Annotated in this window: 23 protein-coding genes and 1 tRNA gene; 11 read left to right on the top strand and 13 right to left on the bottom strand. The window is 61.1% G+C overall.

Going from position 1 to position 26,084, the window contains the following annotated elements; translation table 11 throughout:
• Positions 1-66: 66 nt before the first annotated feature.
• A complete protein-coding gene (zapE, locus tag FX982_RS15950) occupies positions 67-1,227 on the bottom strand; it encodes a cell division protein ZapE (RefSeq protein WP_172611576.1) in 1,161 nt (386 codons plus the stop codon).
• A 9-nt stretch (positions 1,228-1,236) separates the two neighbouring features.
• A complete protein-coding gene (locus tag FX982_RS15945) occupies positions 1,237-2,409 on the bottom strand; it encodes an MFS transporter (protein ID WP_172613074.1) in 1,173 nt (390 codons plus the stop codon).
• 204 nt (positions 2,410-2,613) lie between these two features.
• Here FX982_RS15945 and FX982_RS15940 point away from each other — a divergent pair, with 204 nt between their 5' ends.
• Positions 2,614-4,059, top strand: coding sequence for a SulP family inorganic anion transporter (locus FX982_RS15940; protein ID WP_172611575.1), 1,446 nt, complete (start codon positions 2,614-2,616; stop codon positions 4,057-4,059).
• A 26-nt stretch (positions 4,060-4,085) separates the two neighbouring features.
• Here FX982_RS15940 and FX982_RS15935 read toward each other — a convergent pair whose 3' ends face one another.
• Entirely contained in the window at positions 4,086-4,646 is a 561-nt protein-coding gene (locus tag FX982_RS15935; RefSeq protein WP_172611574.1) for a cysteine hydrolase family protein, read from the bottom strand.
• 113 nt (positions 4,647-4,759) lie between these two features.
• On the bottom strand, positions 4,760-5,683 hold the full coding sequence (locus tag FX982_RS15930; RefSeq protein WP_172613073.1) for a LysR family transcriptional regulator: 924 nt from the start codon (positions 5,681-5,683) through the stop codon (positions 4,760-4,762).
• A gap of 119 nt (positions 5,684-5,802) precedes the next feature.
• Between FX982_RS15930 and FX982_RS15925 the strand changes: the two genes are divergently transcribed.
• The 10 genes from FX982_RS15925 (at position 5,803) to FX982_RS15880 (ending at position 13,813) form a co-directional block, all read left to right on the top strand.
• A complete protein-coding gene (locus tag FX982_RS15925) occupies positions 5,803-6,552 on the top strand; it encodes a 3-oxoacyl-ACP reductase family protein (RefSeq protein ID WP_172611573.1) in 750 nt (249 codons plus the stop codon).
• A gap of 164 nt (positions 6,553-6,716) precedes the next feature.
• A tRNA-Ser gene (locus FX982_RS15920) sits at positions 6,717-6,806 on the top strand.
• A gap of 470 nt (positions 6,807-7,276) precedes the next feature.
• On the top strand, positions 7,277-7,771 hold the full coding sequence (locus FX982_RS15915) for a helix-turn-helix domain-containing protein (protein ID WP_122537879.1): 495 nt from the start codon (positions 7,277-7,279) through the stop codon (positions 7,769-7,771).
• Positions 7,772-7,871: 100 nt separating this feature from the next.
• On the top strand, positions 7,872-8,273 hold the full coding sequence (locus FX982_RS15910; RefSeq protein WP_172611572.1) for a DUF4124 domain-containing protein: 402 nt from the start codon (positions 7,872-7,874) through the stop codon (positions 8,271-8,273).
• Between the two features lie 165 nt (positions 8,274-8,438).
• On the top strand, positions 8,439-8,837 hold the full coding sequence (locus FX982_RS15905) for a YybH family protein (protein WP_172611571.1): 399 nt from the start codon (positions 8,439-8,441) through the stop codon (positions 8,835-8,837).
• Between the two features lie 186 nt (positions 8,838-9,023).
• Positions 9,024-10,526, top strand: a complete 1,503-nt coding sequence (locus FX982_RS15900) for a purine-cytosine permease family protein (protein ID WP_172611570.1) — start codon at positions 9,024-9,026, stop codon at positions 10,524-10,526.
• 192 nt (positions 10,527-10,718) lie between these two features.
• Entirely contained in the window at positions 10,719-11,012 is a 294-nt protein-coding gene (locus tag FX982_RS15895; protein WP_122537871.1) for a DUF6388 family protein, read from the top strand.
• A gap of 139 nt (positions 11,013-11,151) precedes the next feature.
• The gene (locus FX982_RS15890) at positions 11,152-11,841 is read left to right on the top strand and encodes a crotonase/enoyl-CoA hydratase family protein (RefSeq protein WP_172611569.1); all 690 of its coding nucleotides are present in this window, start codon (positions 11,152-11,154) and stop codon (positions 11,839-11,841) included.
• Between the two features lie 152 nt (positions 11,842-11,993).
• Entirely contained in the window at positions 11,994-12,749 is a 756-nt protein-coding gene (locus FX982_RS15885; RefSeq protein ID WP_172611568.1) for a lysophospholipid acyltransferase family protein, read from the top strand.
• Positions 12,750-12,841: 92 nt separating this feature from the next.
• Positions 12,842-13,813 carry a magnesium and cobalt transport protein CorA gene (locus tag FX982_RS15880; RefSeq protein ID WP_172611567.1) on the top strand — a complete coding sequence of 324 codons (972 nt, stop codon included), beginning with the start codon at positions 12,842-12,844 and terminating at the stop codon, positions 13,811-13,813.
• A 234-nt stretch (positions 13,814-14,047) separates the two neighbouring features.
• On the opposite strand, the gene FX982_RS15875 is transcribed toward FX982_RS15880, so the two are convergent.
• The 9 genes from FX982_RS15875 to FX982_RS15835 form a co-directional block, all read right to left on the bottom strand.
• A complete protein-coding gene (locus FX982_RS15875; protein WP_172611566.1) occupies positions 14,048-14,770 on the bottom strand; it encodes an amidotransferase in 723 nt (240 codons plus the stop codon).
• Positions 14,771-14,919: 149 nt separating this feature from the next.
• Complete coding sequence (locus FX982_RS15870; RefSeq protein ID WP_172611565.1) at positions 14,920-17,061, bottom strand: 3-hydroxyacyl-CoA dehydrogenase NAD-binding domain-containing protein; 2,142 nt, start codon at positions 17,059-17,061, stop codon at positions 14,920-14,922.
• Between the two features lie 67 nt (positions 17,062-17,128).
• The gene (locus FX982_RS15865; RefSeq protein ID WP_172611564.1) at positions 17,129-18,334 is read right to left on the bottom strand and encodes an acetyl-CoA C-acetyltransferase; all 1,206 of its coding nucleotides are present in this window, start codon (positions 18,332-18,334) and stop codon (positions 17,129-17,131) included.
• A gap of 785 nt (positions 18,335-19,119) precedes the next feature.
• A complete protein-coding gene (locus tag FX982_RS15860; RefSeq protein ID WP_172611563.1) occupies positions 19,120-19,971 on the bottom strand; it encodes a transglutaminase family protein in 852 nt (283 codons plus the stop codon).
• Positions 19,968-20,927 carry an alpha-E domain-containing protein gene (locus FX982_RS15855; RefSeq protein ID WP_065989404.1) on the bottom strand — a complete coding sequence of 320 codons (960 nt, stop codon included), beginning with the start codon at positions 20,925-20,927 and terminating at the stop codon, positions 19,968-19,970. The genes FX982_RS15860 and FX982_RS15855 overlap by 4 nt, the downstream gene beginning before the upstream one ends.
• Before the next feature lie 12 nt (positions 20,928-20,939).
• Positions 20,940-22,349 carry a circularly permuted type 2 ATP-grasp protein gene (locus FX982_RS15850; protein WP_074891898.1) on the bottom strand — a complete coding sequence of 470 codons (1,410 nt, stop codon included), beginning with the start codon at positions 22,347-22,349 and terminating at the stop codon, positions 20,940-20,942.
• A gap of 455 nt (positions 22,350-22,804) precedes the next feature.
• Entirely contained in the window at positions 22,805-23,143 is a 339-nt protein-coding gene (locus FX982_RS15845) for a ribonuclease E inhibitor RraB (RefSeq protein ID WP_122535171.1), read from the bottom strand.
• A gap of 249 nt (positions 23,144-23,392) precedes the next feature.
• Entirely contained in the window at positions 23,393-23,629 is a 237-nt protein-coding gene (locus FX982_RS15840) for a hypothetical protein (protein ID WP_172611562.1), read from the bottom strand.
• 169 nt (positions 23,630-23,798) lie between these two features.
• Positions 23,799-25,871, bottom strand: a complete 2,073-nt coding sequence (locus FX982_RS15835; RefSeq protein WP_172611561.1) for an LTA synthase family protein — start codon at positions 25,869-25,871, stop codon at positions 23,799-23,801.
• Between the last annotated feature and the right edge of the window lie 213 nt (positions 25,872-26,084).

The raw sequence follows: 26,084 nt of genomic DNA, 5'->3' as shown, positions 1-26,084 counted from the left end.
CTCCCACGGAATCGTCAGTTGACTCCGCATCTTCTGTTGCCGCCAGACCTGTGGGAGTGAGCTTGCTCACGAAGAGGACCTTTCGTCCAGCGAACCGCTATGACCATCAACACCAAACCGCGCCAGCTGCATTTCCTGCAACCGGCTCAGCGTGCGCCGAAACGCAAACGCCAGATAGCCTTCGGTGTACAGCTCGGCCATCGGCATCGCGGCTTCGACGTACAGCGGTACCTTGCGGTCATAGCACTCGTCGACCAGCGCAATGAAACGCCGCACGCCATCGTCATAGGGCGACAGTTGCGGCAGCTCGCGGTCCCCCGCCGTGACCTGTTCAACGCCATCCTCGGTGCCACGGGCAATGCGTCCCTCGCGCTGGGGTGCGCTCAGCGCTGGCACCTCACTCAACAAGACCGCTTTGTAGCGATCGCACAGCTCGATGAAATCCATCGCCGCCAGCGGTTGCTCGCACAAGTCGGCATAGCGGCACCAGATCACCGGTCGGCTGCTGCGCACCACCGGCACATGGCGACGGCCCAGCGGCACAGGCTGAATCGACACCGACTCGCCGCTGCTCAGCGCCTCGAACACCTCCACCAACGCGCTCGGCCCCTGCTCGGCCACCACCCAGTAACGCTGCTGCGCCTGACCGGGGTGCAGCCGGTGGTCCTCGCCGCCGTCGACCGACACAACCTCCATAAAGTGGTTGATCGCCGTAATCGCAGGCACGAAGCGCTCGCGGTTATGCCCGGTGGCGTACAGTTGCTCGGGCAATTGATTGGAGGTGCACACCAGCACCACGCCCTCGTCGAACATCGCGCGCAACAGGCCGCCGAGAATCACCGCATCGCCGATGTCGTTGACGAACAACTCGTCGAAGCACAGCACGCGCACGTCTTGGGCCAGTTCCCGGGCCAGCACCTGCAGCGGCTGGGCCACGCCGGTGAGCTGGAACAGGCGCTGATGCACCCAGCGCATGAAATGATGAAAATGCTGGCGGCGGGCCGGGACCTGCAGGCTGTCGTAAAAACGGTCCATGAGCCAGGTCTTGCCGCGCCCCACCGGGCCCCACAGATAAACGCCTTTGACCGCGCCGCCGCGCTTGCCGTCGTTCAGCGCCTGCCAACACGCCTGCAAATGCAGTGCGGCATTGCGCTGGGCTTCGTCAGGCTGAAAACCCTGGCCATCAACGGCCTGCTGCCAGGCCTCAAGTGGAGACAAAACGGTCATCGAAACGCTTCACTGCGCAGTGGAGTTTTGGTCGTGGCGTCTGGAATACGAGGCGCCCAGTAGATAGAAACAGCCGCCGGCAATGATGAACGCCGCCAACACAAAGCCGCACAACACCGGCCCCAGGGCGCCGCCGAGGTTGGAGAGGTTCTGCGCGCCGTAATACATGCCGCGCAAATGGGGGGGTGCGATGCGGTCGATAAACATGTACTCGGCCGGGAACACGATGATCTCGCCGAGGGTGAACACCGCCACCGCCAGCGACCAGTGCAGCACCGTCGTCGACAAGGCAAACCCGACCACGCCCATCAGGAACAGGCTGAAACCTGCAGTCAGCCACTGATTGAGGTACTGATGGCTGATGCGTTTGCCGACCAGGTACTGCAAGCAGATCACCACTGCCGCGTTCACCGCGACCACCGAGCTGATCACCTGATAAGTGAATTCCGGCGTGGTCGTGGTGACCAGGTATTGCGACAGGTAGGCCGTGAACTGCCCGAACACCACCGCGCTGAGCACGCCGCCGACGGTGAAGCACACCAGCCGGTAATCCTTGAGCAGGATGCGTCCGACGGCGATGAAGGAAATCGGTGCGTTGGCAGGGTCCGCCGAGCTCAGCTTGCGGTCTCCGTACATCGCGTAAACCAGGAAAAAACCCAGGCCCAGAGTGGCCGACATCACGAACGGCAGCTTCATGTTCCAGTGCGCCAATCCTGCGCCAATGAATGGCCCGACGGCATAGCCGATATTGATCAGGGTGTAGCGCACCGAGAACACTTTGCTTTGATCGGCCACTGGCAATAGCTTGCCAAACGCCGCCTTGACCACGATATCGATGACCGAATACGCGAAATTGAAGGACACCAGAAACAGGAAGAACAGCCACAGCTTGCCGGTCACGCACATGCCGATGAAACCGGCGACGAAGAACCCGGTGAAGCTGAGGATCAACCGATAACTGGACAGTTTGTCGGTGAGATAGCCGCCATACAGGCTCAGCAACGAGCCGACGATCAGCGCGCCACCGACGACCAGGCCGATGTCGCTCATGCTCAAAACGAAATTCGAAGAAAGGTAAATCACCAGATACGGCAAGGTAATTGCCCTGCCCAGCGTCAGAAACAGCGACGAAGAAAGCAGGAGATTGACTGAAGCCGGGTAGTGTCTGAGCGCAGCGAGCATCCGTGTTCTGTCCTTCATGACGTGCCGAGCCTTGATGACGGGAATCGGCGTGCTGTTCGAGGGAAACATCCTTACACAATCAGGGGTAACGGGACACATGAAGAATGAGTAAAACGCGGCAGGGTGTGGCATCCCACCGACTGGCCGTCTGCGTTCACATTCCGTAACATCCCCTCCCTTTGCACCCCGCCCTTCAGGAATTTCATGAAACCCGCCCGTCTTCGCGCCGATGTCCTCGCCGGACTCACCACTTCTTTCGCCCTGGTGCCCGAGTGCATCGCCTTCGCGCTGGTCGCGCACCTTAACCCGCTGATGGGCCTGTATGGCGCGTTCATTATCTGCACGCTGACTGCGCTGTTCGGCGGGCGTCCCGGCATGGTTTCCGGCGCGGCGGGTTCGATGGCCGTGGTCATCGTGGCGCTGGTGGTGCAGCACGGCGTGCAATACCTGCTGGCGACGGTGTTGCTGGGCGGGTTGGTGATGATCGCGTTCGGGCTGCTGCGTCTGGGCAAGCTGGTGCGGATGGTGCCGTATCCGGTCATGCTCGGGTTCGTCAACGGCCTCGCGATCGTCATCGCCATGGCGCAGCTGGAACATTTCAAAATCGGCGAAAGCTGGCTCAGCGGCACGCCGCTCTATCTGATGATTGGCCTGGTGGCCCTGACCATGGCCGTGGTGTACCTGCTGCCGCGGCTGACCCGCTCGGTGCCGCCCGCACTCGTTGCCATTCTCGGCGTCGGCCTGCTGGTGTACCTGTTCGACCTGCCGACGCGCACCCTCGGCGACATGGCGCACATCGCCGGCGGTCTGCCGGGCCTGTCGCTGCCGGACGTGCCGTGGAATCTGGAAACCCTGCGGATCATCGCGCCCTACGCGATCCTGATGGCGCTGGTCGGTCTGCTGGAAACCCTGCTGACCCTGAACCTCACCGACGAAATCACCGAGAGCCGCGGCTACCCCGACCGCGAATGTGTCGCCCTCGGCGTCGCCAACCTGGCGTCCGGCCTGTGCGGCGGCATGGGCGGCTGCGCAATGATCGGCCAGACGGTGATCAACCTGAGTTCCGGCGGCCGCGGTCGTCTGTCAGGCATCGTCGCCGGCGTGATGATTCTGATGTTCGTGCTGTTCCTCTCGCCCCTCATCGAACGCATTCCGCTGGCGGCGCTGGTCGGCGTGATGTTCGTGGTGGCCCAGCAGACCTTCGCCTGGGCCTCCCTGCGCGTGCTGCGCAAAGTCCCGCTCAACGATGTCTTCGCGATTATCGCCGTGACCATCGTCACCGTCCTCACCGATCTCGCCACCGCCGTGCTGTTCGGCATCCTCATCGCGGCGCTGAACTTCGCCTGGCAACAGGCCCGCGAGCTGTACGCCGACAGCCATATCGAGCCCGACGGCAGCAAGATGTATCACCTGCACGGCACGCTGTTCTTCGCCTCCACCACGCCGTTCCTGGATCAGTTCGATCACCTCAACGATCCGCAGCACGTCACGCTGGACTGCCGCCACTTGATCTTCGTGGACTATTCCGCCATCGCGGCGCTGAAAACCCTGCGCGAGCGCTACCAGAAGGCGGGCAAACACCTGCGCGTGGTGCATCTGTCGGAACGCTGCAAAAAACTGCTCAAGCGTGCGGGTGTGCAGCACGCTTGAGATGAGCATCGAGCCTCAAGCGCGGCTTAGCTGATAGCACGCAAAATAGCCTCGGTCGCCACCACCTGCGCGTACTCACCGTGCAGGTTGGCCAGCGACATGGCGTGGATGTCCTCGGCACTGCGTGGCTGACCGAAGAAGTCCGCGCCGTCGAAGGTGAAGCAGGCATCGTGGGGCACGATGACCTCGAAGCCGAGATTGCCGCCAGTGCGCGCGGTCGACTCCACGGAGTTGTTGGTCACCACACCAACGATCACCACCTGATTGATCCCGTCCGCACGCAGCCAACCTTCCAGCGCCGAATGGCAGAACGCATCGGGCACCTGTTTGTGCAACTCGCCTTCGTCGTCCCACGGCATAAACGCCGGTTGAAACTCGACACCTGATTGCTGCGGCCAGAACACAGAATCCGGTGAGCGGGAGAAATGCCGCACATGAATCACCGTGCGGCCGCTGTCGCGCCAGGCGCTCAGCAGTTTCAGCATGCGCTGCTCGGCGTCAGGGTTGTTGCGCCGGCCCAGCTTGGGGTGGTTGATGCCCTGCTGCATGTCGATGAGGACCAGCGCCGCTTTGTGATGGATATCCACTGCTCTTCCTTTCATGACTGTAGGGGCGTACCCCGCTTTGCTGATTGTCTGACGCTGAATTCAATGGGACCGCACGCTCTCAGGCGCTGCGTCAGCAGCTAGCGTTTGCATAATCAAACAGCGCTGAAATGCCGCGCCCATTGCTGTTCGGCGAACTGTTCGATGATGAAGTCGACGAACGCGCGGGTTTTGCCCGGCAGTAATTTGTGCCCACTGTAATAGATGGAAATGTTGCCGTCCTCGACATACCACTCCGGCAGCACCCGTTGCAGCGCACCGCTGCGCAGGTGTGGCAGCGCGAACGGCATGCTCACCAGCGCGACGCCCAGACCCTGGCTCGCCGCGCGGCAGGCAGCCTCGGAATCGCTCAGGGTCATGCGCACCTTCATGCGCAGCGGGCTTTGCTCTTGGCTGCGATGGCTCAACGGCCAGGAACGGATCCGCCCGGTTTGCGGCGAACGGATCAGAATGCCGTCACAGTCGTGCAAGTCGTCCGGATGCGTGATGCCTTCGTGGGCTTCCAGCCATTGCGGCGACGCGACCAGTACGCGGTGAGCGGGCGCCAGCTTGCGGGCGACAACGCCCTGGGGCAGATCGAAGCCACCGCCGATGGCTGCGTCGAAGCCCTGCCCGATGAGGTCAACCTGCCGGTTATCGAAATGCCAGTCGGGGGTGATGGCCGGATAGCGGCGCAGGAATTCACCCAGCAGCGGCACCACGTACAGGCATCCGAACACGGTGCCGACGCTGACTTTCAACGTGCCGGCGGGACTGCCTTCGGCGCTGGCCAGGTTGGCGACAGCGTTCTGGATGGTGTTGAGGCTGGCACTGACTTCGCCGAGAAACCGCTGGCCGGCCTCGGTCAGCGTCAACTTGCGCGTGCTGCGCTGGAACAGTCTCACGCCCAGCTTCGCCTCAAGCTTGGCGACGCTCTTGCCCACCGCGGCGGGTGTCAGGCTCAGCCGGCGTGCAGCCTCGGCAAAGCTGCCGACCTCGGCACTGCGCACGAAGCATTCAATGCTGCTGAAGTTTTCCATCGCATTCACTCACAACTTCCGGTTTACACAGACTATCTCGATTACCGGCTACCGCGCGGGTAATCGCCGGCGGATACTCATGTCCATCAACCCACTCTTCACCTCTATCGGAGATCGACATGACGCACCCCACTAATCTGATCGGTAAAACGGCATTGGTACAAGGCGGCTCCCGCGGTATCGGCGCCGCGATCGTCAAACGGCTGGTGGAACAAGGCGCATCAGTGGCCTTCACCTTCGTCAGCTCGGAAGCCAAAGCACAGGAACTGCAAGACAGCATCACCGCAGCCGGCGGCAAAGCCTTGGCCATCAAGGCCGACAGCGCCAACGCCGAGGACATTCGCGGCGCCGTCGCCAAGACCGTTGAGACGTTCGGCGGCCTCGACATCCTCGTCAACAACGCCGGCGTGCTGGCCATTGCGCCGCTCGAAGAATTCACCCTTGAGGATTTCGACCGAACCCTTGCCATCAACGTACGCAGCGTGTTCATCGTCAGTCAGGAAGCTGCACGGCACATGAAAGAAGGCGGTCGCATCATCAACATCGGCAGCACCAACGCTGATCGCATGCCCTTCGCCGGTGGCGGCGTCTACGCCATGAGCAAGTCGGCGCTGGTCGGCCTGACCAAAGGCCTGGCCCGCGACCTCGGCCCACGCGGCATCACCATCAACAATGTCCAGCCCGGCCCGGTCGACACCGACATGAACCCGGCCGACAGCGACTTCGCCGACACACTGATGGGCCTGATGGCCATCCCGCGCTACGGCAAATCCGAAGAAATCGCCGCCATGGTCGCCTACCTCGCCGGTCCCGAAGCGGGCTACGTCACCGGGGCCAGCCTGACCATCGACGGCGGCTTCGGCGCCTGATCCACGCGCCCTCGCCGTCGACGCAAAGCCCCGGACGCTGGTAAGGAGCCGGGGCTTCGCGCTTTTTGCTTAAGCGCATGAAAATTCTGAAAAAAAGTTTTGCCTTCAACAAAGCTTTCGACTACATTAGCGCGCCTCGACAGACTGAACGTCTGAAGAGATACGGTGAAGTGTCCGAGTGGCTTAAGGAGCACGCCTGGAAAGTGTGTATACAAGAAATTGTATCGAGAGTTCGAATCTCTCCTTCACCGCCACATTAAAAAGATCCCCGCAACGCTCATGGCGTGCGGGGATTTTTGTTTCTGGCCCTTGGTAAACACTGTTCATGCAAGAGTGAACAGTGCTCACGAAGACGGCATGTCTACCGTCCGATCTTCTCAGGCCACAACGTCTCTTCGCGAGCAGGCTCGTTCCCACTGCGCCCTCATTGACTGGTAGGGCGGTGTGGTATCTGCCCCTGCTGGCAACATTCCACCCTGCAAACCGTTGCGTGACCCAACCCACCTGAATAACTAGAATCGCCCCGCGTTTATTTTTCCACGCAAAGCGTCGGAAAAATCGCCATTTGGGTGTTTTAGCAGCTAAGGTCTACCCGTCGTACTGTGAATGACTCCAATTCCCGTACACGGATAGCGCTACCCCAAAAGAAAACAGTCCGTATTCCGGCCCCCATTGCGCACCCGCGAGAGACACATGCAGGGTGCGAATTCGCAGGAGAAGGTAAATGAATGGCATCGGTAAACGTTTGCGCCAAGAAAGAAAACGTTTGAAATTGACTCAAAGCGCGCTGGGCGCCATCGGTGGTGTGGAAGCCAACGCTCAGGGACATTACGAAAGCGGGCAGCGGTTGCCCAGGGCAGATTATCTGTTCAAGATCGCCGCCGCGGGAGTGGACATCAACCGCGTTGTCACTGGGGTAGACGCCTCTGCCCGCGCTGAAATACCCACGTTTTCGACGGTGGTGACGAATCAGGACAGGGAGAGCGCAGCCGATCTCGACAGCTCGGAAAGCATGGTGAAAATCATCAGCCAGTTGCGCCAGAGCCTGTGGATCACGGCGAATGCATTGTGCGAAGTGACCCGACTGGTTGACTCCGAAGCACCGCGCTCGAGCGCCGACCATGTCGAAGATCACCTCAAGGTGCTGCAAGGTGACGCCGACATGTTCGCAGCACTCGCGCTGGCGAAAGTCCAGAAAGCCGCCCACGAAACCCACTGATCCCCATCAGCGTGACTGACAGCCGAACCTCTCAGATGGTAGCCTTGCGCCATCCAGGGAGGTTCCGATGATCAGAATTCCAGCACTGTCCGCCGCTGTCATGACGTTGCTCTTGTGCGACATGGCAAACGGCGACGTCTTCAAGTGCGTCGCCGCAAACGGCGCTATCAGTTTCGCCCAAAGCCCTTGCCCGACCTACGTGGGCGAATCAAGCGTTCAGCGGCCGCCTCCGTCCCGGCTTTCCAGCGAGTGGGAGGAGACCGATTTCCCCTACCGTCTCAACAAGAACGCCACCGAAATTCTACAAGTGAGCCGACGCAGAAAGCTGATCATCACCAACGAGCGAGAAATTGCCGATCGCCTGCAAAGCATCCGCCCCCCGCCACCCGCGCTGCCTTCCACCTGCACCGCGCCGCGATACGACAGCGCCTGCTTCGATCCTTCGGGTGGCCGGGTTCGTCAGCCCGTCAAAAGCGGCCTGATGAGATCCTCAGGTAACTGACAGCGCCGTCTGCTTACTGATTACCCGCGGCTTGTCGCTTGAGGCTTGCCGCTCACCATTACTTCTCAATTCTCTGAACTAAGTTTTTACCGGCGCCGATGTGATGCCCCGTGAGAGCTGCTTAAAGTCGGACCCCATCGCCAGAATCACAAAAACGAGCCGGCCATGACCTCCACCGACACCCGCCACGACGCCGTTCAGCACGCGGCAAAAACGCTCATCGACGCGTTCGCCAGCAACGACACGGACGCCTACTTTGCGGCATTCGCTGAAGACGCCACCTTCCTCTTCCACACGCTGCCCGCGCCCTTGCTGTCCCGCGCCGCTTACAGCGATGTGTGGGCGGGATGGCAAGCCGATGGCTTTGCCGTTCTGGGTTGCCAATCGCGCAACGCGCACATCAGTCTGCAAGGCGATGTGGCCATTTTCATGCATGACGTCGACACCCACGTTCGCTTCGGCGATGAAGAAAGCCATTTCAGCGAGCGTGAAACCATCGTCTTTCGGCGATATGGCGCGCGCTGGCTGGCGTGCCACGAACACCTGTCGGTGAAGACGGGCTAGCGCGCACGCGCGCTCAGTGGCGAGTAGCCCCTCAGAGGCTGCCCCACCTGCAACACGCTGCTCAATCTGATTCATGGTCGCAATGCCGACCACTGCCAATGCCACGATCGGGTTCACCGGTCGAGATAACGCGCCAGCGCTTTTGCGTCGGCCCCATAACAACACGACAGCGCGCAGGAACATCCCATGGGCCACCCCACCACCACGATCGAAACCTTCGGGGTCGAACAGATCCCTGACCATCAGCGCGACGCTGCGCCCCTCGACTTGTTTCGTTTGACTTTCGGCGGCGCCAACACCTTCGCCACCGCCGTGCTCGGGAGTTTTCCGGTGCTGTTCGGCCTGTCATTCCAGGCCGGCGTCTGGGCCATCCTGCTGGGCGTTGTGCTCGGGTCGATCATCCTCGCGCCGATGGGCCTGTTCGGTGCCCTCAACGGCACCAACAACGCGGTCTCGTCCGGCGCGCATTTTGGCGTTCACGGGCGCATCGTCGGCTCGTTTCTGTCGCTGCTCACAGCGGTGGCGTTCTTCTCGCTGTCGGTCTGGAGTTCGGGGGATGCGTTGATCGGCGGCGCCAAACGCATGGTCGGCCTGCCGGAAAACGACTTCACTCTGGCGCTGGCCTATGGCGTTTTCGCCGTGCTGGTGTTGGTGGTGTGCATCTACGGTTTCCGCTTCATGCTGTGGGTCAACAAGATCGCGGTGTTCGCTTCAAGCCTGTTGTTCCTGCTGGGTATCCTTGCCTTCAGCGGCAGCTTCGATGCGGGCTTCGCCGGTACGCTCAATCGTGGCAGCGAGGGATTCTGGGCGGCGTTCATAGGCGCTGCGCTTCTGGCGATGAGCAATCCGGTGTCCTTCGGTGCCTTTCTCGGCGACTGGTCGCGCTATATCCCACGCCAGACATCGAAAAAACGCATCATGGCGTCGGTGTTTCTGGCACAGATCTGCACGCTGATTCCGTTTCTGTTCGGCCTGTGCACGGCGACCATCGTGGCCACCCAGGCGCCGCAATACATCGAGGACAACAACTACGTCGGCGGCCTGCTGGCGGTCTCGCCCAGCTGGTTCTTTCTGCCGGTGTGCCTGATCGCGATCATCGGCGGGATGTCGACCGGCACAACGTCGCTCTATGGCACCGGGCTGGACATGTCGAGCATGTTTCCGCGCCTGCTCAACCGGGCTCAGGCAACGATTCTGATCGGCATCGCGGCCATCGCCTTCATCTTCATCGGCCGTTTCGCCTTCAATCTTGTGCAAAGCGTGTCGACCTTCGCGGTGCTGATCGTCACCTGCACCTCGCCGTGGATCGTCATCATGGTGCTGGGCCTGATCGTTCGCCGTGGCTTCTATCACCCGGCAGACCTGCAGGTGTTCACCCGTGGCCAGAGCGGCGGTCATTACTGGTTCGAGCACGGCTGGAACTGGCGCGGACTGGGCGCGTGGCTTCCGAGCGCGGCGGTGGGCCTGTGCTTCGTCAATTTGCCGGGGCAGTTTATCGGTCCGCTTGGCAATCTCGCGGGCGGCATCGACATCAGTCTGCCGATCACCCTTGGCCTGGCGGCGCTGTTGTACATCACGCTGCTGCGCACCTTCCCGGAACCGGTCGGCGTGTACGGCGCCATGGGTCCGCACCCGTTACTCGGCAATAACGCACATCGCAACGTAAAGAAGCCGATGGCGATCGGTTGACAGTCCGACGCCATTGACCCAGGGCTCGCTGCAAAGCGGGCCCTTTTCGTTGAGAACCTACCCGCGAGGCTACCCCGACCGACGGGTCGCGTGCCGCTGGCGCCAGTGATTCACATCACGCACAATCGCGACTCACCTCAGCATCCCACCCACAGCAACACGTCAGCTCGACCCACAGGAGATCACCCCCGCATGAACGCAAACGACTGGACCGAAGCTGCCTTGGCGAAGTACATCGTGACCAATCCGATGTTGCAGGCTGAAATCCAGGATTTGAGTCCGAAAGAGCAGCAACAGCAGACCCTCTGGGCCTTCGAAGACGAAGCCGAAAATCTGGGCATCCCGACCTGGGAGCTGGCGCTGACCTTCATTGCCGAAACCCCGGAGCAACTGAAGGAACTGCGCCTTGCTGCGCACAAAGAAGCGGCCGAGGCACTGGACATGGACTGGGAAGAGTACTGCGAACTGAACGAAGTCGAGGTTTAACCGCGCCCTCTCCGCTTGATCTCAGGGTCGCCAGGCCTGGCGACCCGCCCCCTGACTTGCCAGTCATCCTTTGCGCTTTACCTTGCCCTGCCGGGTGGGTAACGTCTGCGCCACTTCAAAACAAAAAAGGACTCGCTCCATGAGTGATTTGGTCGCCTATCAACTGGATGACGGCGTTGCGACGCTGACCCTGGCCAACGGCAAGGTCAACGCTATCAGCAACGAGGTGGTCGCCGCGTTCAATGCCGCACTCGACCGCGCCGAGCAGGACCGCGCCGTGGTGATCATCACCGGCCAGCCGGGGATTCTCTCGGGCGGGTACGATCTAAAAATCATGACCTCGTCGCCGGAAGCCGCCATGGCCCTGGTCGCCGAAGGCTCCACGCTGGCGCGGCGCATGCTGTCGTTCCCGTTCCCCATCGTGGTCGCGTGCGGCGGCCATGCTGTCGCGAAAGGTGCCTTCCTGCTGCTGTCGGCGGATTACCGCATCGGCGTCGAGGGTCCGTTCAGCATTGGTCTGAACGAGGTGCAAATCGGCATGACCATGCACCACGCCGGCATCGAACTGGCCCGTGACCGCCTGCGCAAAAGTGCCTTCGGTCGCTCGGTGATCTGCGGCGAAATGTTCGACCCCAAGGGCGCGCTGCAAGCCGGCTTCTTCGACAAAGTAGTCGCCCCGGAAGAACTCACCGAAGCCGCGCGCACCGTGGCGCTGCAGATGAAGAAGATCAACATGCGCGCCCACAAGCAGACCAAGCTAAAAGTGCGCAAGGAATTCCTCGAGACCCTCGACCGGGCGATCGAGCTGGATCGTCATATCCCGCTCTGAGGCATCACCGACAACGCGCTGCATTCCCCTGCAGCGCATTCCCCCGAAACATCCCGTTAAATTCCTGACCCTCCGCCCGGCCCGTGGCCGATTGCCGATTCCAGTGCACATCCGTACACTGCGCGGCTTTTCGCCTACCGGGTGGTTTTTGCATGCTGTTCGTATTGCGTATGTTGTTGATGGGCCTGCACTTTCTTGTCGCTGGCGCGCTAGGTCTTTTGCTTGGCTTGTGCCGCCCGTTCAACCCTGACAACAGCCGCCTGTGTGCTCGCCTCTACGCCCTCCCCGCCATGGGAATTCTCGGGCTGCGCCTGAATGCGCAGCTCAGCCCGCAGTTCGAGCACGCCAGGCCTTGCGTGATCATCTGTAATCACCAGTCCAATTACGATCTGTTTGTCCTCGGCAACATCGTGCCGCCGCGCACGGTCTGCATCGGCAAGAAGAGCCTCAAGTGGGTGCCGTTCTTTGGCCAGCTATTCTGGCTGGCGGGCAACGTGCTGATCGATCGCGGCAACCCGCAGCGGGCACGCCGCGCCATTCTCCAGACCACCGAAACCCTGCAGCACAAAGACACTTCAATCTGGGTGTTCCCCGAAGGCACACGCAACAAGGGTCAGGGGTTGCTGGCGTTCAAGCGTGGAGCGTTTCAGATGGCGATCGAGGCCGGTGTGCCTATCGTGCCCGTGTGCGTGAGCACCTACGTGCGCAGCATGAATTTGAATCGATGGGACAGTGGTGAGGTGATCATCCGCACGCTGCCCGCGATCCCGACAGCGGGCCTGACGAGCGAAGACATCCCGCAGCTCATCGCACGCTGTCATGGCCAGATGCAGGCCGGCATCGCCAGCATGGACGCTCAACTCCGAGGGTTCACGGCCGCCATCCAAACGGACGCTGAACAGCACTGAAAAAACCTGCGAACTCGTTTAAATCCGCCGACTCTGATCAGGGAGCGCGCTAAGCTGCGCGTCAGTTCTCCCTAAAAGAAGAAGCAGACATTATGGGTCGAGTGGTTGCCGCTGCCGTTTACAGTGCCGGAAAGAAAGTCACCAATATCTCCCTCGACGAAGGCGCGACCTGGGCGGCGAAACCGGGGCATTTCGTCTGGATCGGCCTGGAGCACCCGGGCCTGGAAGAACTGACCACGCTGCAACGGCAGTTCAACCTGCACGAGCTGGCCATCGAAGACGCCCTGGAGGTCCACAGCCGGCCTAAGCTGGAAACCTTCGGCGACGCGTTGTTCATCGTGACCTACGCGCCCATCCGCGAGAACGGCAAGCTGATCTTCATCGAAACCCACATCTTCGCCGGCAAGGGCTACGTCATCACCTCGCGCAACGGTGATTCGAAGTCCTACGGGGCGGTGCGCCAACGTTGCGAGGCGCGGCCGTTGCTGCTGGAGCACGGAGAAGATTTCGTGCTTTATGCGCTGCTGGACTTCGTCACCGAGAACTACCAGCCGGTCACCGAGGCCATTCACTGCGAGCTCGAAGAGCTTGAGCACAACGTGCTGCGCAAGGACCTCAACGAGTCCGACATCCACCGCATCCACGCTCTGCGTCGCGATCTGCTGCGCCTGCGCCGCTATGTAGCGCCGATGGTCGAGATCGGTGAGGAGCTGCAGAAGCTCAGCTTCCCCTTCATCGACAAGAACATGCGCCCGTACTTCCGTGACGTGGAAATCCACGTCAAACGGCAGATGGAAGACCTGTCCAACCTGCGCGACATCGCCAGCCAGACCATCGAAATCAGCCTGCTGCTGGAGTCTTCCCGGCAGAGCCTGACCCAGCGCAAGTTTGCCGCCTGGGCCGCGATTCTGGCATTCCCCACTGCCATCGCCGGCATTTACGGGATGAACTTCGAGAACATGCCGGAGCTGACCTGGCACTACGGGTATTACATGGTGTTGGGTGTCATTGTCGGCGGGTGCGGGGTGTTGTTCGCGAGCTTCAAGCGGTCGGGGTGGCTTTGACGGGTTGGCGCGCCATGGTATTGAATCTTCAATGACTCACCGGGTGCTCCCTCCGGGCTCGGCGTGGGGACTGACGAACTCTCAATCTGTGGGAGCGAGCTTGCTCGCGAAGGCGGCGTTTCAGCCGCCGTAGATGTAGCGGATGTTCCAGCCCCTTCGCGAGCAAGCTCGCTCCCACAATTGATCGTTCAGCAGATGCACCTGCGTGGTTGCAAAATGAGCACAACCACGCTGTCAGTTTACCGGTCGCTTGTTCGCCACAAACCGCATCATCCATTCCGCCACCGCCGTGCCATGGTGGTCTTCTTCCAGGCTGGCGATGCCCTTGCCGTAGACCTGTTCGCCCAGCGCGTCCTGGCGAATATCGAGCAGCGTGCGCGAATAGTCGTGGATGAATTCCGGGTGCCCCTGAAAGCACAGCACCTGGTCGTTGATGTGATACGCGGCGAACGGGCAGAAATCGCTGGTGGCAATGACCGTCGCGCCTTCAGGGAGTGCGGTGACCTGATCCTGATGGCTGATCAGCAGCGTGAGTTTGTCCAGCGCCGGCGTCATCCACGGCTGGGTCGGTGTGAGGTTGTAGTGATGGATCCCGACGCCCCACCCCTGTGGCGCGCGTTCGGTCTTGCCACCCAGGAGCAGCGCCAGCAACTGATGGCCGAAACAAACCCCCAGCAACTTGTCGCCGCGCTTGTAGCGTTCCAGAAGGTAGGTTTTCAGGGTTTCGATCCACGGATCGGTACCGAAGGAATCGGCCTTGGAGCCGGTGATCAGATACGCGTCGAACTGCTCGTCATCCGGCGGGTAGTCGCCCTGCATGACGTTGTAGACGACAAATTCCGCAGGCACCGGTTGGCGGGCGAAGAGCTTCTCGAACATCCGCCCGTACCCCTGGTATTGATCGACCAGCTCCGGGCGAAGAACGTCGGTTTCCAGAATGCAGATGCGTAACGACATAAAAATTCCTGAAGCGACAAAGCGAAAATGCGTGGGACCAAGCCTGCCTTGAAGGCCAGGGCAAGGCAAGGCCCAGTTGTGGCCGCACGCTGTCGTCAGCTGAACCCCGGCTGTCGCAGCACTTCATACGCCACAACCGGGAGCCGGCGCTAGAACAGCGAGCCCTCCTCGGCTTTCTCCAGCAGCAACGCTGGCGGTTGAAAGCGTTCGCCATAGCGCTCGGCCAAGGCGCGAGCACGGGTAATGAACGGCTTGAGCCCATACTGGTTGATGAACTGCAACGCCCCGCCGGTCCAGGCCGGAAAGCCGATACCCAGCATTGACCCGACGTTGGCGTCCGCGGTTGATCGCAACACACCCTCTTCCATGCAGCGCACGGTTTCGAGCGCCTGAATGAACAGCAAGCGGTCACGAATATCCTGGCCGCTGATCTGTGCGTCGGGCTTCTCGAATCGGGTCTTCAACTCCGGCCACAAATGCTTGGGCGCGGCGTCGGGGTAGTCGTAAAACCCGCCGCCGGAGGCTTTTCCTGCGCGATCGAATTCATTCAACAGCTGCTCGATGACGGCGTCGGCCGGATGCCCGGCAAGGTCGACGCCCTGCTCGGCCAGATCCTTGCGCGCCTGCTGGCGAATCTGGTGCATCAGCCGCAGCGACACTTCATCAGACACCGCCAACGGCCCCACAGGCATACCGGCCTTGCGCGCCTCGGTCTCGATCATCGGCGCACTGACACCTTCGCCGAGCATGGCAATGCCTTCGTCAGCGAAAGTGGCGAACACCCGCGAGGTGAAGAAACCGCGGGAGTCATTGACCAGAATCGCGGTCTTGCCGATCTGCTGAACGAAGTCAAAAGCCCGCGCCAGGGTCATGTCGTTGGTGCGCGCGCCCTTGATGATTTCCACCAGGCGCATCTTCTCCACCGGGCTGAAAAAATGCAGGCCGATGAAGCGCTCCTGCCGGCTGATGGCGCTGGCCAGTCCGGTGATCGGCAGCGTCGAGGTGTTGGACGCGATGACCGCATTGGGCACCACCACTTGCTCGGCAGCGGCGCTGACCTGGGCTTTTAGCTCGCGATTTTCGAACACCGCCTCGATGATCAGATCGCAGCCTTCCAGATCGCTGTCGCGGCCGGTCGGCTTGATCCGGCCCAGCACGGCGTCGCGCTGGGCCTCGGTGATGCGGCCACTGGCAACCTGCTTGTTCAGCAACCGCACAGAGTAATCCTTGCCCTTCTGCGCGGCCGCCAGGTTGACGTCCTTGAGGATAACGCTGACGCCCGCCACCGCCGAAACATAGGCAATGCCGCCGCCCATCAGCCCTGCGCCGAGGATGCCGACCTTGCGCATGTTGAACACCGGCGGCGCCTTGGGCCGCGCCTCGGCGGCCTTGACCCGGTTGAGCTGAAACCAGCTGCCGATCATGTTTTTGGCGATGGGTCCGGTAGCCAGCTCGGTGAAGTAACGCGCTTCGATTTTTTCTGCCGTGTGGAAATCCACCTGGGCGCCTTCCACAGCGGCCGCCAGAATTTTCTCCGGCGCCGGATAGCATCCCCAGGTTTTGCTGCGCAGGATTGACGGCGCGATGGCCAGCATCTGTGCCACGTTCGGGTGCGCAGGCGTGCCGCCAGGCAACTGAAACCCTGGTTGATCCCACGCTTTGATCGGTACCGGATTGGCCAGAATCCACGCGCGCGCCTTGGCCATCAGGTCCTCGGCATCGCTGGCCAGCTGATCGATCACACCGGTCTTCAAGGCATGGTCAACGCCCATCGTCCGGCCTTGCATCAGCAACGGCAGCGCTTTTTCCAGCCCCAACATGCGCACCAGCCGCACCGTGCCGCCCCCGCCCGGAAGCAAACCGAGGGTGACTTCCGGCAAGCCCAATTTTATGTGGCCGCCATTCAGTGCAATGCGATGGTGACAGGCCAGGCACAGCTCCAGGCCACCGCCCAGAGCCGAGCCCTCAATGGCCGCCACCACCGGCTTGCCGTAGGTTTCCAGCGTCCGAAGCTGAGCCTTGAGGTCCATGGTCATCTGGTAGAAGGCGGCCGCGCGGGCGGCGTCGACCTGGCTCAGCTCGTTGAGGTCGCCGCCGGCAACGAACGTCTTCTTCGCCGAACGAATGATCACACCGACGATGGCGTCTTTGTCTGACTGCAGGCGCTCGAGGGTGTCGGCCATGGCCTGGCGGTACGCCGCGTTCAGGGTATTGGCCTGCTGGCCGGGCATGTCCAGGGTCAGCGTGACGATCTGATCCTGGCCGGTTTCATAGCGAATGGCATCGGTCATGCGGTCGTTCTTCCTGAAACGGTTGTCGGATAAAGGCGGTCGGCGAAGTGGTTATCGTGCTTCACGCTCACACCCGCTCAATGATCGTCGCGATGCCCATGCCGCCGCCGACGCACAGGGTCGCCAGGCCGTAGCGCAATTGCCGGGCTTCCAGCTCATCGAGCAGTGTTCCGAGAATGATGCAGCCCGTGGCACCCAGTGGATGGCCGAGGGCGATCGAGCCGCCGTTCACGTTGACCTTGTCGGGGTCGATGTCCAAGTCCTTGATGAACTTGAGCACCACCGAGGCAAAGGCCTCGTTGACCTCGAACAGATCGATGTCATCGATGGTCAGCCCCGCTCGCGCCAGGGCTTTGCGCGTGGCGGGCGCGGGACCTGTGAGCATGATGGTCGGATCGGTGCTGGTCACCGCCGTCATCACAATGCGTGCCCGGGGCCGCAGCCCCAGCGCCTGACCTTTTTGCGCGGTGCCGAGCAGCATCAAGGCGGCGCCATCGACGATGCCGGAGCTGTTGCCCGGCGTGTGCACGTGCTCAATGCGCTCAACGTGGCTGTAGACGCGCAGCGCCGTGGCGTCATAGCCCATTTTGCCGATCGCCTCAAAACTGGGGCGCAGTTTGCCCAACGCCTCCCGTGTCGTGTCGGGGCGGATGAACTCGTCATGGTCGAGCAAGAGCAGGCCATTCTGGTCCCTGACCGGCACCAGCGAACGGCGGAATGCGCCCCGCTCCCGGGCCAGCGCCGCTTTGTGCTGGGATTGCACGGCGAACATATCCACGTCATCGCGGCTGAAGCCTTCAAGGGTTGCGATCAGGTCGGCGCCGATCCCCTGGGGCGTGTAGTGAGTGTGCAGGCTGGTTTGCGGGTCCAGCATCCAGGCGCCGCCGTCACTGGCCATCGGCACCCGCGACATCGATTCCACGCCGCCGACCACCAACAGATCCTCGAACCCGGAGCGGATCTTCATCGCCCCCAGATTCACCGCCTCAAGCCCGGATGCGCAAAACCGGTTGATCTGGACCCCGGCCACGCTGGCGGCCCAATCGGCGACCAGCGCTGCGGTTTTGGCAATATCGGCGCCTTGATCGCCGATGGGCGTCACGCAGCCCAGCACAATGTCATCAACGTGGTGGGTGTCGAGGTGATTGCGCACTTGCAGTTCTTTCAGCAGCCCCGCCACCAGATCCACCGGTTTGACACTGTACAAGGCGCCATCCGGCTTGCCCCTGCCCCGCGGCGTGCGCAAGGCATCGTAAATAAACGCTTCGGTCATCCTGTCCTCGTTAACCCGATGAACTGTCTTTTTATTGGCGCGATCGACAGTCGAACTGTCATGGGAGCACTGTCTATCATAAGCGGTATCACACAGCGCGATCTTTCGCCTGATCGGTTGACAGGGTAGCTGGTTGTGGGAAGTTTCGGACTCTGACGAACGGTAGCGAGCTATTGAACCAGGGCGGTTTGGTACGCAGGTGTCTAGCAAGCGAATATCTGAGTGATAGCTATTCGCCAAATGTGGTAAAGCAATAAAAATCGAGTGGGTTAATCCTTAACGATCTAAGCCGCACAGCACGTGGGCTCTAAGGTTTAGTCAGTAGCAGTGGCGCCACAACAAAAACGATTCACCCAGCGCCTGCCGCTTGCGATCTGCTGATCGGGGCACCTGCTCTTTTGCCTCACCTTTGCCAACCCTCGCTTTGGTTATACCCAAGGCCCATGGGTTTCTGTCGCTCAGGAATAACAAGAAAGGCATCCACTATGTTCAAATTCAAACGCTCGAAAATACGCCAGGCTGGATTAATTGTTTTCGCCACTACGCTGCTGCTCATCCTGCCCAACATGACCCGCCTGTTTGGCTGAGCATCCTGCCGCTTGCAAGCGCAGCCCCGACCCCCGACTTGCCTGTGTCCTGCAGGTCACCGGCGGCCGTGCGGGTATCGCGTATTGAACTCGCGAAGTTTTGGGATCTTGGGGGTGGCATTCAGGCGCACCGAGTAGCGCGCCGTTCGGCTGATGGCCGCCGAGCGTTCTTCTGAACGCTCGACCGCTACGGGTTGATCAGCCCTGGCGTTGCACCTGAATCATCGGCGCCGGCGCTGGCTTTTTCGCAGCCGCCGGCATAGCGATCGGCGCCGAGGGCGACACCACCACCTTGGCGTGCATCTGCTCGCAACCACCGCCACGGCGCATGCCGCGCACCGGGCAGGCGTCCAGGTAATCCAGGCCGACGGCGAGCTTCAGATGCCGCTCCGGGATCGCCAATTGATTGGTCACGTCGAAGCTGTACCAGGCGTCGTCAATCCACGCCTCCGCCCACGCATGGCTGGACAGATGCTCGCTGCTGTCGCTGCAGAGATAACCCGACACATAGCGCGCCGGCACCCCCAGACTGCGGGCGCAGGCCAGAAACGCATGGGTGTGGTCCTGACACACGCCGACGCGATTGGCGAACGCTTGTGCGGCGCTCGTGTCGACGGCTGTCGAGCCTGGCGTGTAGGTGATGTGCTCGTTGAGCGCGTGCATCATATCGATCAGCGCGGTGCGGTCGGTGCGCTTGTGGGTCTGCGCGATGGCAAAGGCGCGAATCGCTTCGTCAGCCTCGGTCAGGCGGGTAAAGCGCAGGAACGGCAACGCAGACTGGCTTTCATGTTCCGCCTCGCGCTTCTCGTCGATCTCGACCTGGCCACGCGCGCCAATGACGATGGCTTCATGGGGTTCGTCCAGCGTCAGGACGTGGAGAATATTGCCGAAGGGATCGATCTGAGCACGCACCGGGCGCGGCAATGCCAATTGCCAGCTCAGCACCTGCTGGCGCTCGCTGTCATGGGGAGTCAGACGCAAATACTGGATGCTGGCGCGGACCTGATCGTCGTAGTGATAGGTGGTCTCGTGGCTAATTGAGAGTCTCATGCAGCCTCCAGGTAAGAAGTGTGAATGACGCTACCCAGTTGGGCCAGAAGTGGGATGAATTCGTTCAACCACTCATGCAGGCCTTCATCGAGGATCTCGTCGATGCCGGTGTAGCGCAGGCGAGCGTCCAGCTCGGCGGCCAGACGCTGGGCGGGACGGCCATTGGCCCCCGGCAGACTGGCGAGAATGATGTCCAGCTCCTCCAGACACGCACGCAATGAGCGCGGAATGTCCGCACGCAACAGCAGCAATTCGGCGACCTGACGGGCACCCGGTGCATCGCGATAAACCTCCGTGTACGCCTCGAATGACGACAACGCGCGCAACAGCGCACTCCATTGGTAATAGCCGGCGGCGGAACTGTCTGCCGCCGCGTTGGCGGACGGGCCGCGCAATTCGAGCATTTCATATCGCGCATCGAGCATGCGCAGGGTGTTGTCGGCGCGCTCGATGAATGTGCCCAGACGAATGAAACGGAAGGCGTCGTTGCGCATGATGGTGCCATAGGTGGCGCCGCGGAACAGGTGCGAACGCTCCTTGACCCACTCACAGAAACGGCTCATTCCGTAGCGACTCAACCCCTGTTCGGCGATGCCGCGAATTTCCAGGTAGGTGGCGTTGATGTTTTCCCACATGTCCGCAGTAATACGCCCGCGTACTGCGTGGGCACTGGCCCGCGCCGCACCCAGACAGCTGAAGATGCTGGCCGGGTTTTCGGCGTCCAGCGCGAAAAAGTGCAGCAAGCGCTCGGCGTGCAGGTCGCCGTGGCGCTCCAGGTAATCGTCCAGGGTTCCAGTGATCAGCAGTGGCATGGCGATTTCATTGAGGCCATCCCCGCGTCCGTCCTGTGGCATCAGCGACAGCGAGTAACTGACGTCGAGCATCCGCGCGAGGTTTTCGGCGCGCTCCAGGTACCGCGACATCCAATATAAATCCGAGGCAGTTCTACTTAGCATTGGCAGGCATCCTTAATCCTCGACCACCCAGGTGTCCTTGGTTCCACCACCCTGCGACGAATTCACCACCAGCGAGCCTTCGCGCAGGGCAACGCGCGTGAGACCGCCGGGCACTACACGGGTTTCGCGGCCAGCCAGGACGAACGGGCGAAGGTCGATGTGGCGTGGGGCGATGCCGTTCTCGACGAAGGTCGGACAGGTCGACAGGCACAAGGTCGGCTGGGCGATGTACGCGTGGGGCTTGGCCTTGAGCCGCGCCCGGAACGACTCGATTTCGGCGGCAGTGGCGGCGGGACCGACGAGCATGCCGTAACCGCCGGAGCCTTGGGTTTCCTTGACCACCAGATCGCCCAGGTTGGCGAGCACGTGGGACAGCTCTTCGGGCTTGCGGCACTGCCAGGTCGGCACGTTCTTGAGGATCGGCTCTTCGTCGAGGTAGAAACGGATCATGTCGGTCACGAAGGGGTAGACCGACTTGTCGTCCGCCACGCCGGTGCCGATGGCATTGGCCAGCACAACATTGCCGGAGCGGTAGGCGGCCAGCAGGCCCGGCACGCCGAGCATCGAATCCGGATTGAACGCCAGCGGATCAAGGAATGCGTCGTCGAGCCTGCGGTAAATCACGTCGACCGCTTTCGGCCCGTCCGTGGTGCGCATGAAGACGCGGTCATCGCGCACGAACAGATCGGCGCCTTCGACCAGTTCGACGCCCATTTCACGGGCGAGAAACGCATGCTCGAAAAACGCGCTGTTGAAGCGCCCGGGAGTCAGCACGACGACGCTGGGGTTATCCAGCGGACTCGAGCTTTTCAGGGTGTCCAGCAGCAGATTCGGATAGTGATCGATGGGCGCGATGCGTTGCGCGGCGAACAGCTCGGGGAACAGCCGCATCATCATCTTGCGGTCTTCGAGCATGTAGCTCACGCCGCTGGGGGTGCGCAGGTTGTCTTCGAGCACGTAATACGTGCCATCGCCATCACGCACCAGATCGACGCCGGAGATATGCGAATACAGGTCGCGATGAAGATTCAGTCCCTGCATCGCCAACTGGTATTGCTCATTGGCGAGGACCTGTTCGGCGGGAATGATCCCGGCCTTGATGATGCGCTGATCATGATAAAGGTCAGCGAGAAACATGTTCAGCGCCTTGACGCGCTGAATGCAACCGCGCTCCACCACCCGCCATTCGCTGGCCGGGATACTGCGCGGAATCGTATCGAAGGGGATGAGCCGCTCGGTGCCCTGCTCGTCGCCGTACAGCGTGAACGTGATCCCGGCGCGATGAAACAACAAATCGGCCTCACGCCGGCGCTGAGCGAGCAACTCAGGCGGCGCTTCGCCCAGCCAGCGGGCGAATTCCCGATAATGCGGACGGACTATGCCGCCCGCATCGTACATCTCGTCATAAAAGGTGCGGATCATGCCGTACTCCTTGTCACCATGGACACCAGAGCCTTCGCAAGGCCCGTGCCATCGGCATAAACGCTTGAAAATCAACGGGTTGATTTAAAGAGCCGGAGCGCTCGCACCATTCCTGTGCGCGATGCGCCCTGACCTGTTACCTGACGCTCCATGGCGAAGCGTCCCGCGCTTGGAAAAACTATCGCGCGCATAGCCAGAGTTCATTTCCGCGCGGTACGTGAGCTGAGCATAATCGCCCCATACCGCAGACCAACCCGCCGGATCACACAAGGCGATTGGCTACAAAACCTTATTCGCAGCATCGCTGCAGACAACCGATATTCCCTTTCCGCCGCTCCCAAGAGAGCGGCTTTTTTTTGCCTGTGATTCAGCTCGGTGCATCTCCCGCCCCACTTTTGTCGTGGAGCCGGGAGACAGCGTTTGAAGATCGGCGCAATGGCGTCAGCGCCTCAATGTCAATGAAGGCGCTGGAGTACCTGTTTGACGCCCCAGCCTTCGACCTCCCCGTCCAGGCCGACAATCGCGGTCTGGAAATCCTGCTCGAAATCGCCTATCCCGTCGTAGGTGGCGTACATCACTTTGCTCAGTTCCAGGTGCCAGGCACCGTCTTCCAGTGCATTGAGCTGGACATTGACTGACTCGCCACGAAATTTTTCCGCAGCCTGACGCGCCCGGTCCTCATCCGGAAAGGTGGCATAGAACTCAATGGGGTGAATGCGTGCGAAGTCGAAACCGCCTTCTTTCATGCAGCGCAGAACATGGCTGCTGACGTCTTCTTGATAGGCTGTGCTCATGAAACGTCCTCCTATGCAACGATAGATAGAGTTTCAACTATCCCGAAACACCCCTCGAGGGCGAGGCGTGTAGCGGCAGGTCATCTGCCGCCCGGGACTCAAGCATGTCGCTGACAAGGCCGGTGCGCTTTACAAAACGGGCATACGTACGCGAGCGGACTCGGGTAGATGCATCACCGACCTCGCTGGCAGAGTACGCCCATTGATAGCGCGTTGCCAATTGGCAGGATGCCGTGAAATGCAGGCTTCTTACGAAGCCTCGACGATGGAGATGATCTGTACCGCGTTCTGCTCTTTGAGTGTCTTCACGGTGGGCTCGGCAGTGCGACCGTCGAGGTCGATCAGATCAAGATCACTGGCGACCGGAAACAGGATCGGACGGAGTTGCTGCGCAGCCTCTTCTTCACTGGGACGGTGATCGGATTCAAGATCGAGGGTTTGCTGCACACCGTCTTTGTCCAGAAACGAAATAGTCCACACTTTCATCAATGTCTCCTCAGTAAAGGCCTGACTACAGCCTGTTGATCTTGACCCTTGCGGCGCAACGACGTTCAACCCGAATCGTCAGCGCACGCCGGAGCTTCATAGCTTCAACTCATAATGCGCGGCCCCAAAAAAACGCCCCGGTCTCGGGGCGTTTTTCATGTGGCTGCCGTTATTGTGGCTTGGCGTCTTTGACCCCTGCCGTGTTGTCCAGCAGGCTCCTGGTCGCGGTCTGCAGGAAGCTGTCGAGCTTCTTGCGCAACTCGGTGACGTCGGGCGCATTCGGCATCAGCTCGGCGTGGGGCTTGGTGCCCAACTCGTAGCTGTAGACCTTCGGCTCCATTTCCTTGGGTTCGATCAGGATCCGGTTGCCGGTGACCAGCGCCACGGTCTGCTCGCTGCCCGATGGCTTGATCACACCGAAGCCCTCGTCTCCCGCCGGCAGATTGAGCAAGTCGCGGCCCCAGCACTGGTGCACGGTGTCGCCACCCAGGCGGCCCATGATAGTCGGCACGATGTCGATCTGCGTGCCGACGATGCTGTTGCGCTTGCCGAACTTGTCTTGCAGGCCCGGGGCGATCATCAGCATCGGCACGTTGAAGCGGCCCAGGTCCATCTCGGTGATCTGCTCGTTGTTGCCGAAGCCGTGGTCACCGACGACCACAAACAGCGTGTCTTTGTAGTACGGCTCTTTCTTGGCCTTCTCGAAGAACTGACCCAGCGCCCAGTCCGAATAACGCATGGCGGTGAGGTGTTCATCCAGGGTGCCATGCCCGGTCACGCGCTCGACCGGCAGATTGGCCGGCAGTGCGTACGGCGTGTGGTTGGACAGGGTTTGCAGTAAGGCATAGAACGGCTTGCCTTTGGCTTCGCGGGCTTTCAGTTCTTCGGCGCCACGGTCGAACATGTCCTGGTCGGACACACCCCAGGTCGGGTCCGAGAACACCGGATTCACGAAGTCATTGCGGCCAATGAAGTTGGTCATGCCCTGGTTGCTGAAGAAGCCGGACTGGTTATCCCAGGCGAAGTCACCGTTGTAGACGTAAACGTCGTCATACTTGCGCGCGCTGAGCAGCTGCGGCAGACCGGACAGCTTGTGACTGCCTTCCGGCGTCTGCATCAGGTACTCGAAGCCCGGCAGGTTCGGGAAGCATGCCATGGTCGCGAACATGCCCTGATGGGTGTGCGTGCCATTGGAGAAGAAACGATCGAACAGCAGACCTTCCTGGGACAGTTTGTCGAAGTAAGGTGTGATGTTTGATTCATCACCCAGCGCCCCCACGGAATGGCCAGCGAAACTTTCCATCAGGATCACGACGACGTTCTTGATCGGCAGCGTGTTGGCCGCCGGCGGCGTGAAATCGCGACGCACCGCAGCTTTTTCTGGATCGATCAGCTTGTCGTTGGCGGTCAGCAGCATGTCGCGGACGATCTGCTGGGCTTCGGCCTGAGGCAAGGTCGCTTTCCAGATGTTGTCACGGTCCTCGGACATCCGGCTCTTGGCCGCCGCGATCAGCGTCAACGTGCCGTTCAGGCCCAGGGTGTTGGCGAAGTTGGATTCAGTGGTGTAAGCATCGCCCCAACGCAGCGGCGGGCCCTGACGCAGGGTGCCGCGAGCGGCGATGACGGCCACCACCAGACACAGCAGAAAAACCACGGCGCGCTTGTACAGCGGCGCGACCACGCGGTTGTCGGCGCTGGCAACGTTGAAGCCGCCACGGGGCCGGGTCAGGCGATCAACCCCTTTGAAGACCAGGCTCAGCAGCCAGGTCAGCAGTGCCCAGGCCAGCAGATAGCGAACCACCGGATAGCCGTACCAGATCATGCTCAGAACGGTTTTCGGGTCTTCTTTGACATACTGGAAAACCAGGCCATTCAGGCGCTGGTGGAATTCACGGTAGAAATCCATCTCCATCAGGCCGAAGAACGCGGTCAGGCTTGCAACCAGCGTCAGCCAGAAGCGAAACACCCCACGGGCCGCCATCATGCGCGCGCTGAACAGCGACAGCAGAAGGGGAATCAGGATGTACACGACCAGACGCAGATCGAATCGCAGGCCATTGCCGAACGCCTCGACGAACGTCGAAGCCGGCGTCGCGCCGATGCCTTCGCGGTTATAGACCAGCAGCGCAACGCGCAAAAGGGTGTACAGGACCATCAGCACCAGGCCGCTCAGGAGCGTATAGGCCAGGTGCGATTTGACGGTAGGTTGCGGCGCGCGCGCCGGGGCGTCCGTTTTGGCCATGTGTTGTGGGATCCGTTGGATTCAGGTTTAGGTTCAAAAAGCTGTGCGCCCGACCGCATCGAAAATGCCGGTCCGGGCTGCGGGGGCCAAATATTACGTGAACCTCCGCGGTTTACCACCGATGCCGCGCATTCTTCATGACGGATCGGTACAAACATTTACCTCAATCAGGTGCCGGGCTTGAGACGGCGCGAATCTTCCCGAAGAAACGGT

This window comes from Pseudomonas graminis (assembly GCF_013201545.1).
Taxonomy (GTDB): Bacteria; Pseudomonadota; Gammaproteobacteria; order Pseudomonadales; family Pseudomonadaceae; genus Aquipseudomonas.
This window is presented reverse-complemented; position numbering and strand designations above follow the sequence as displayed.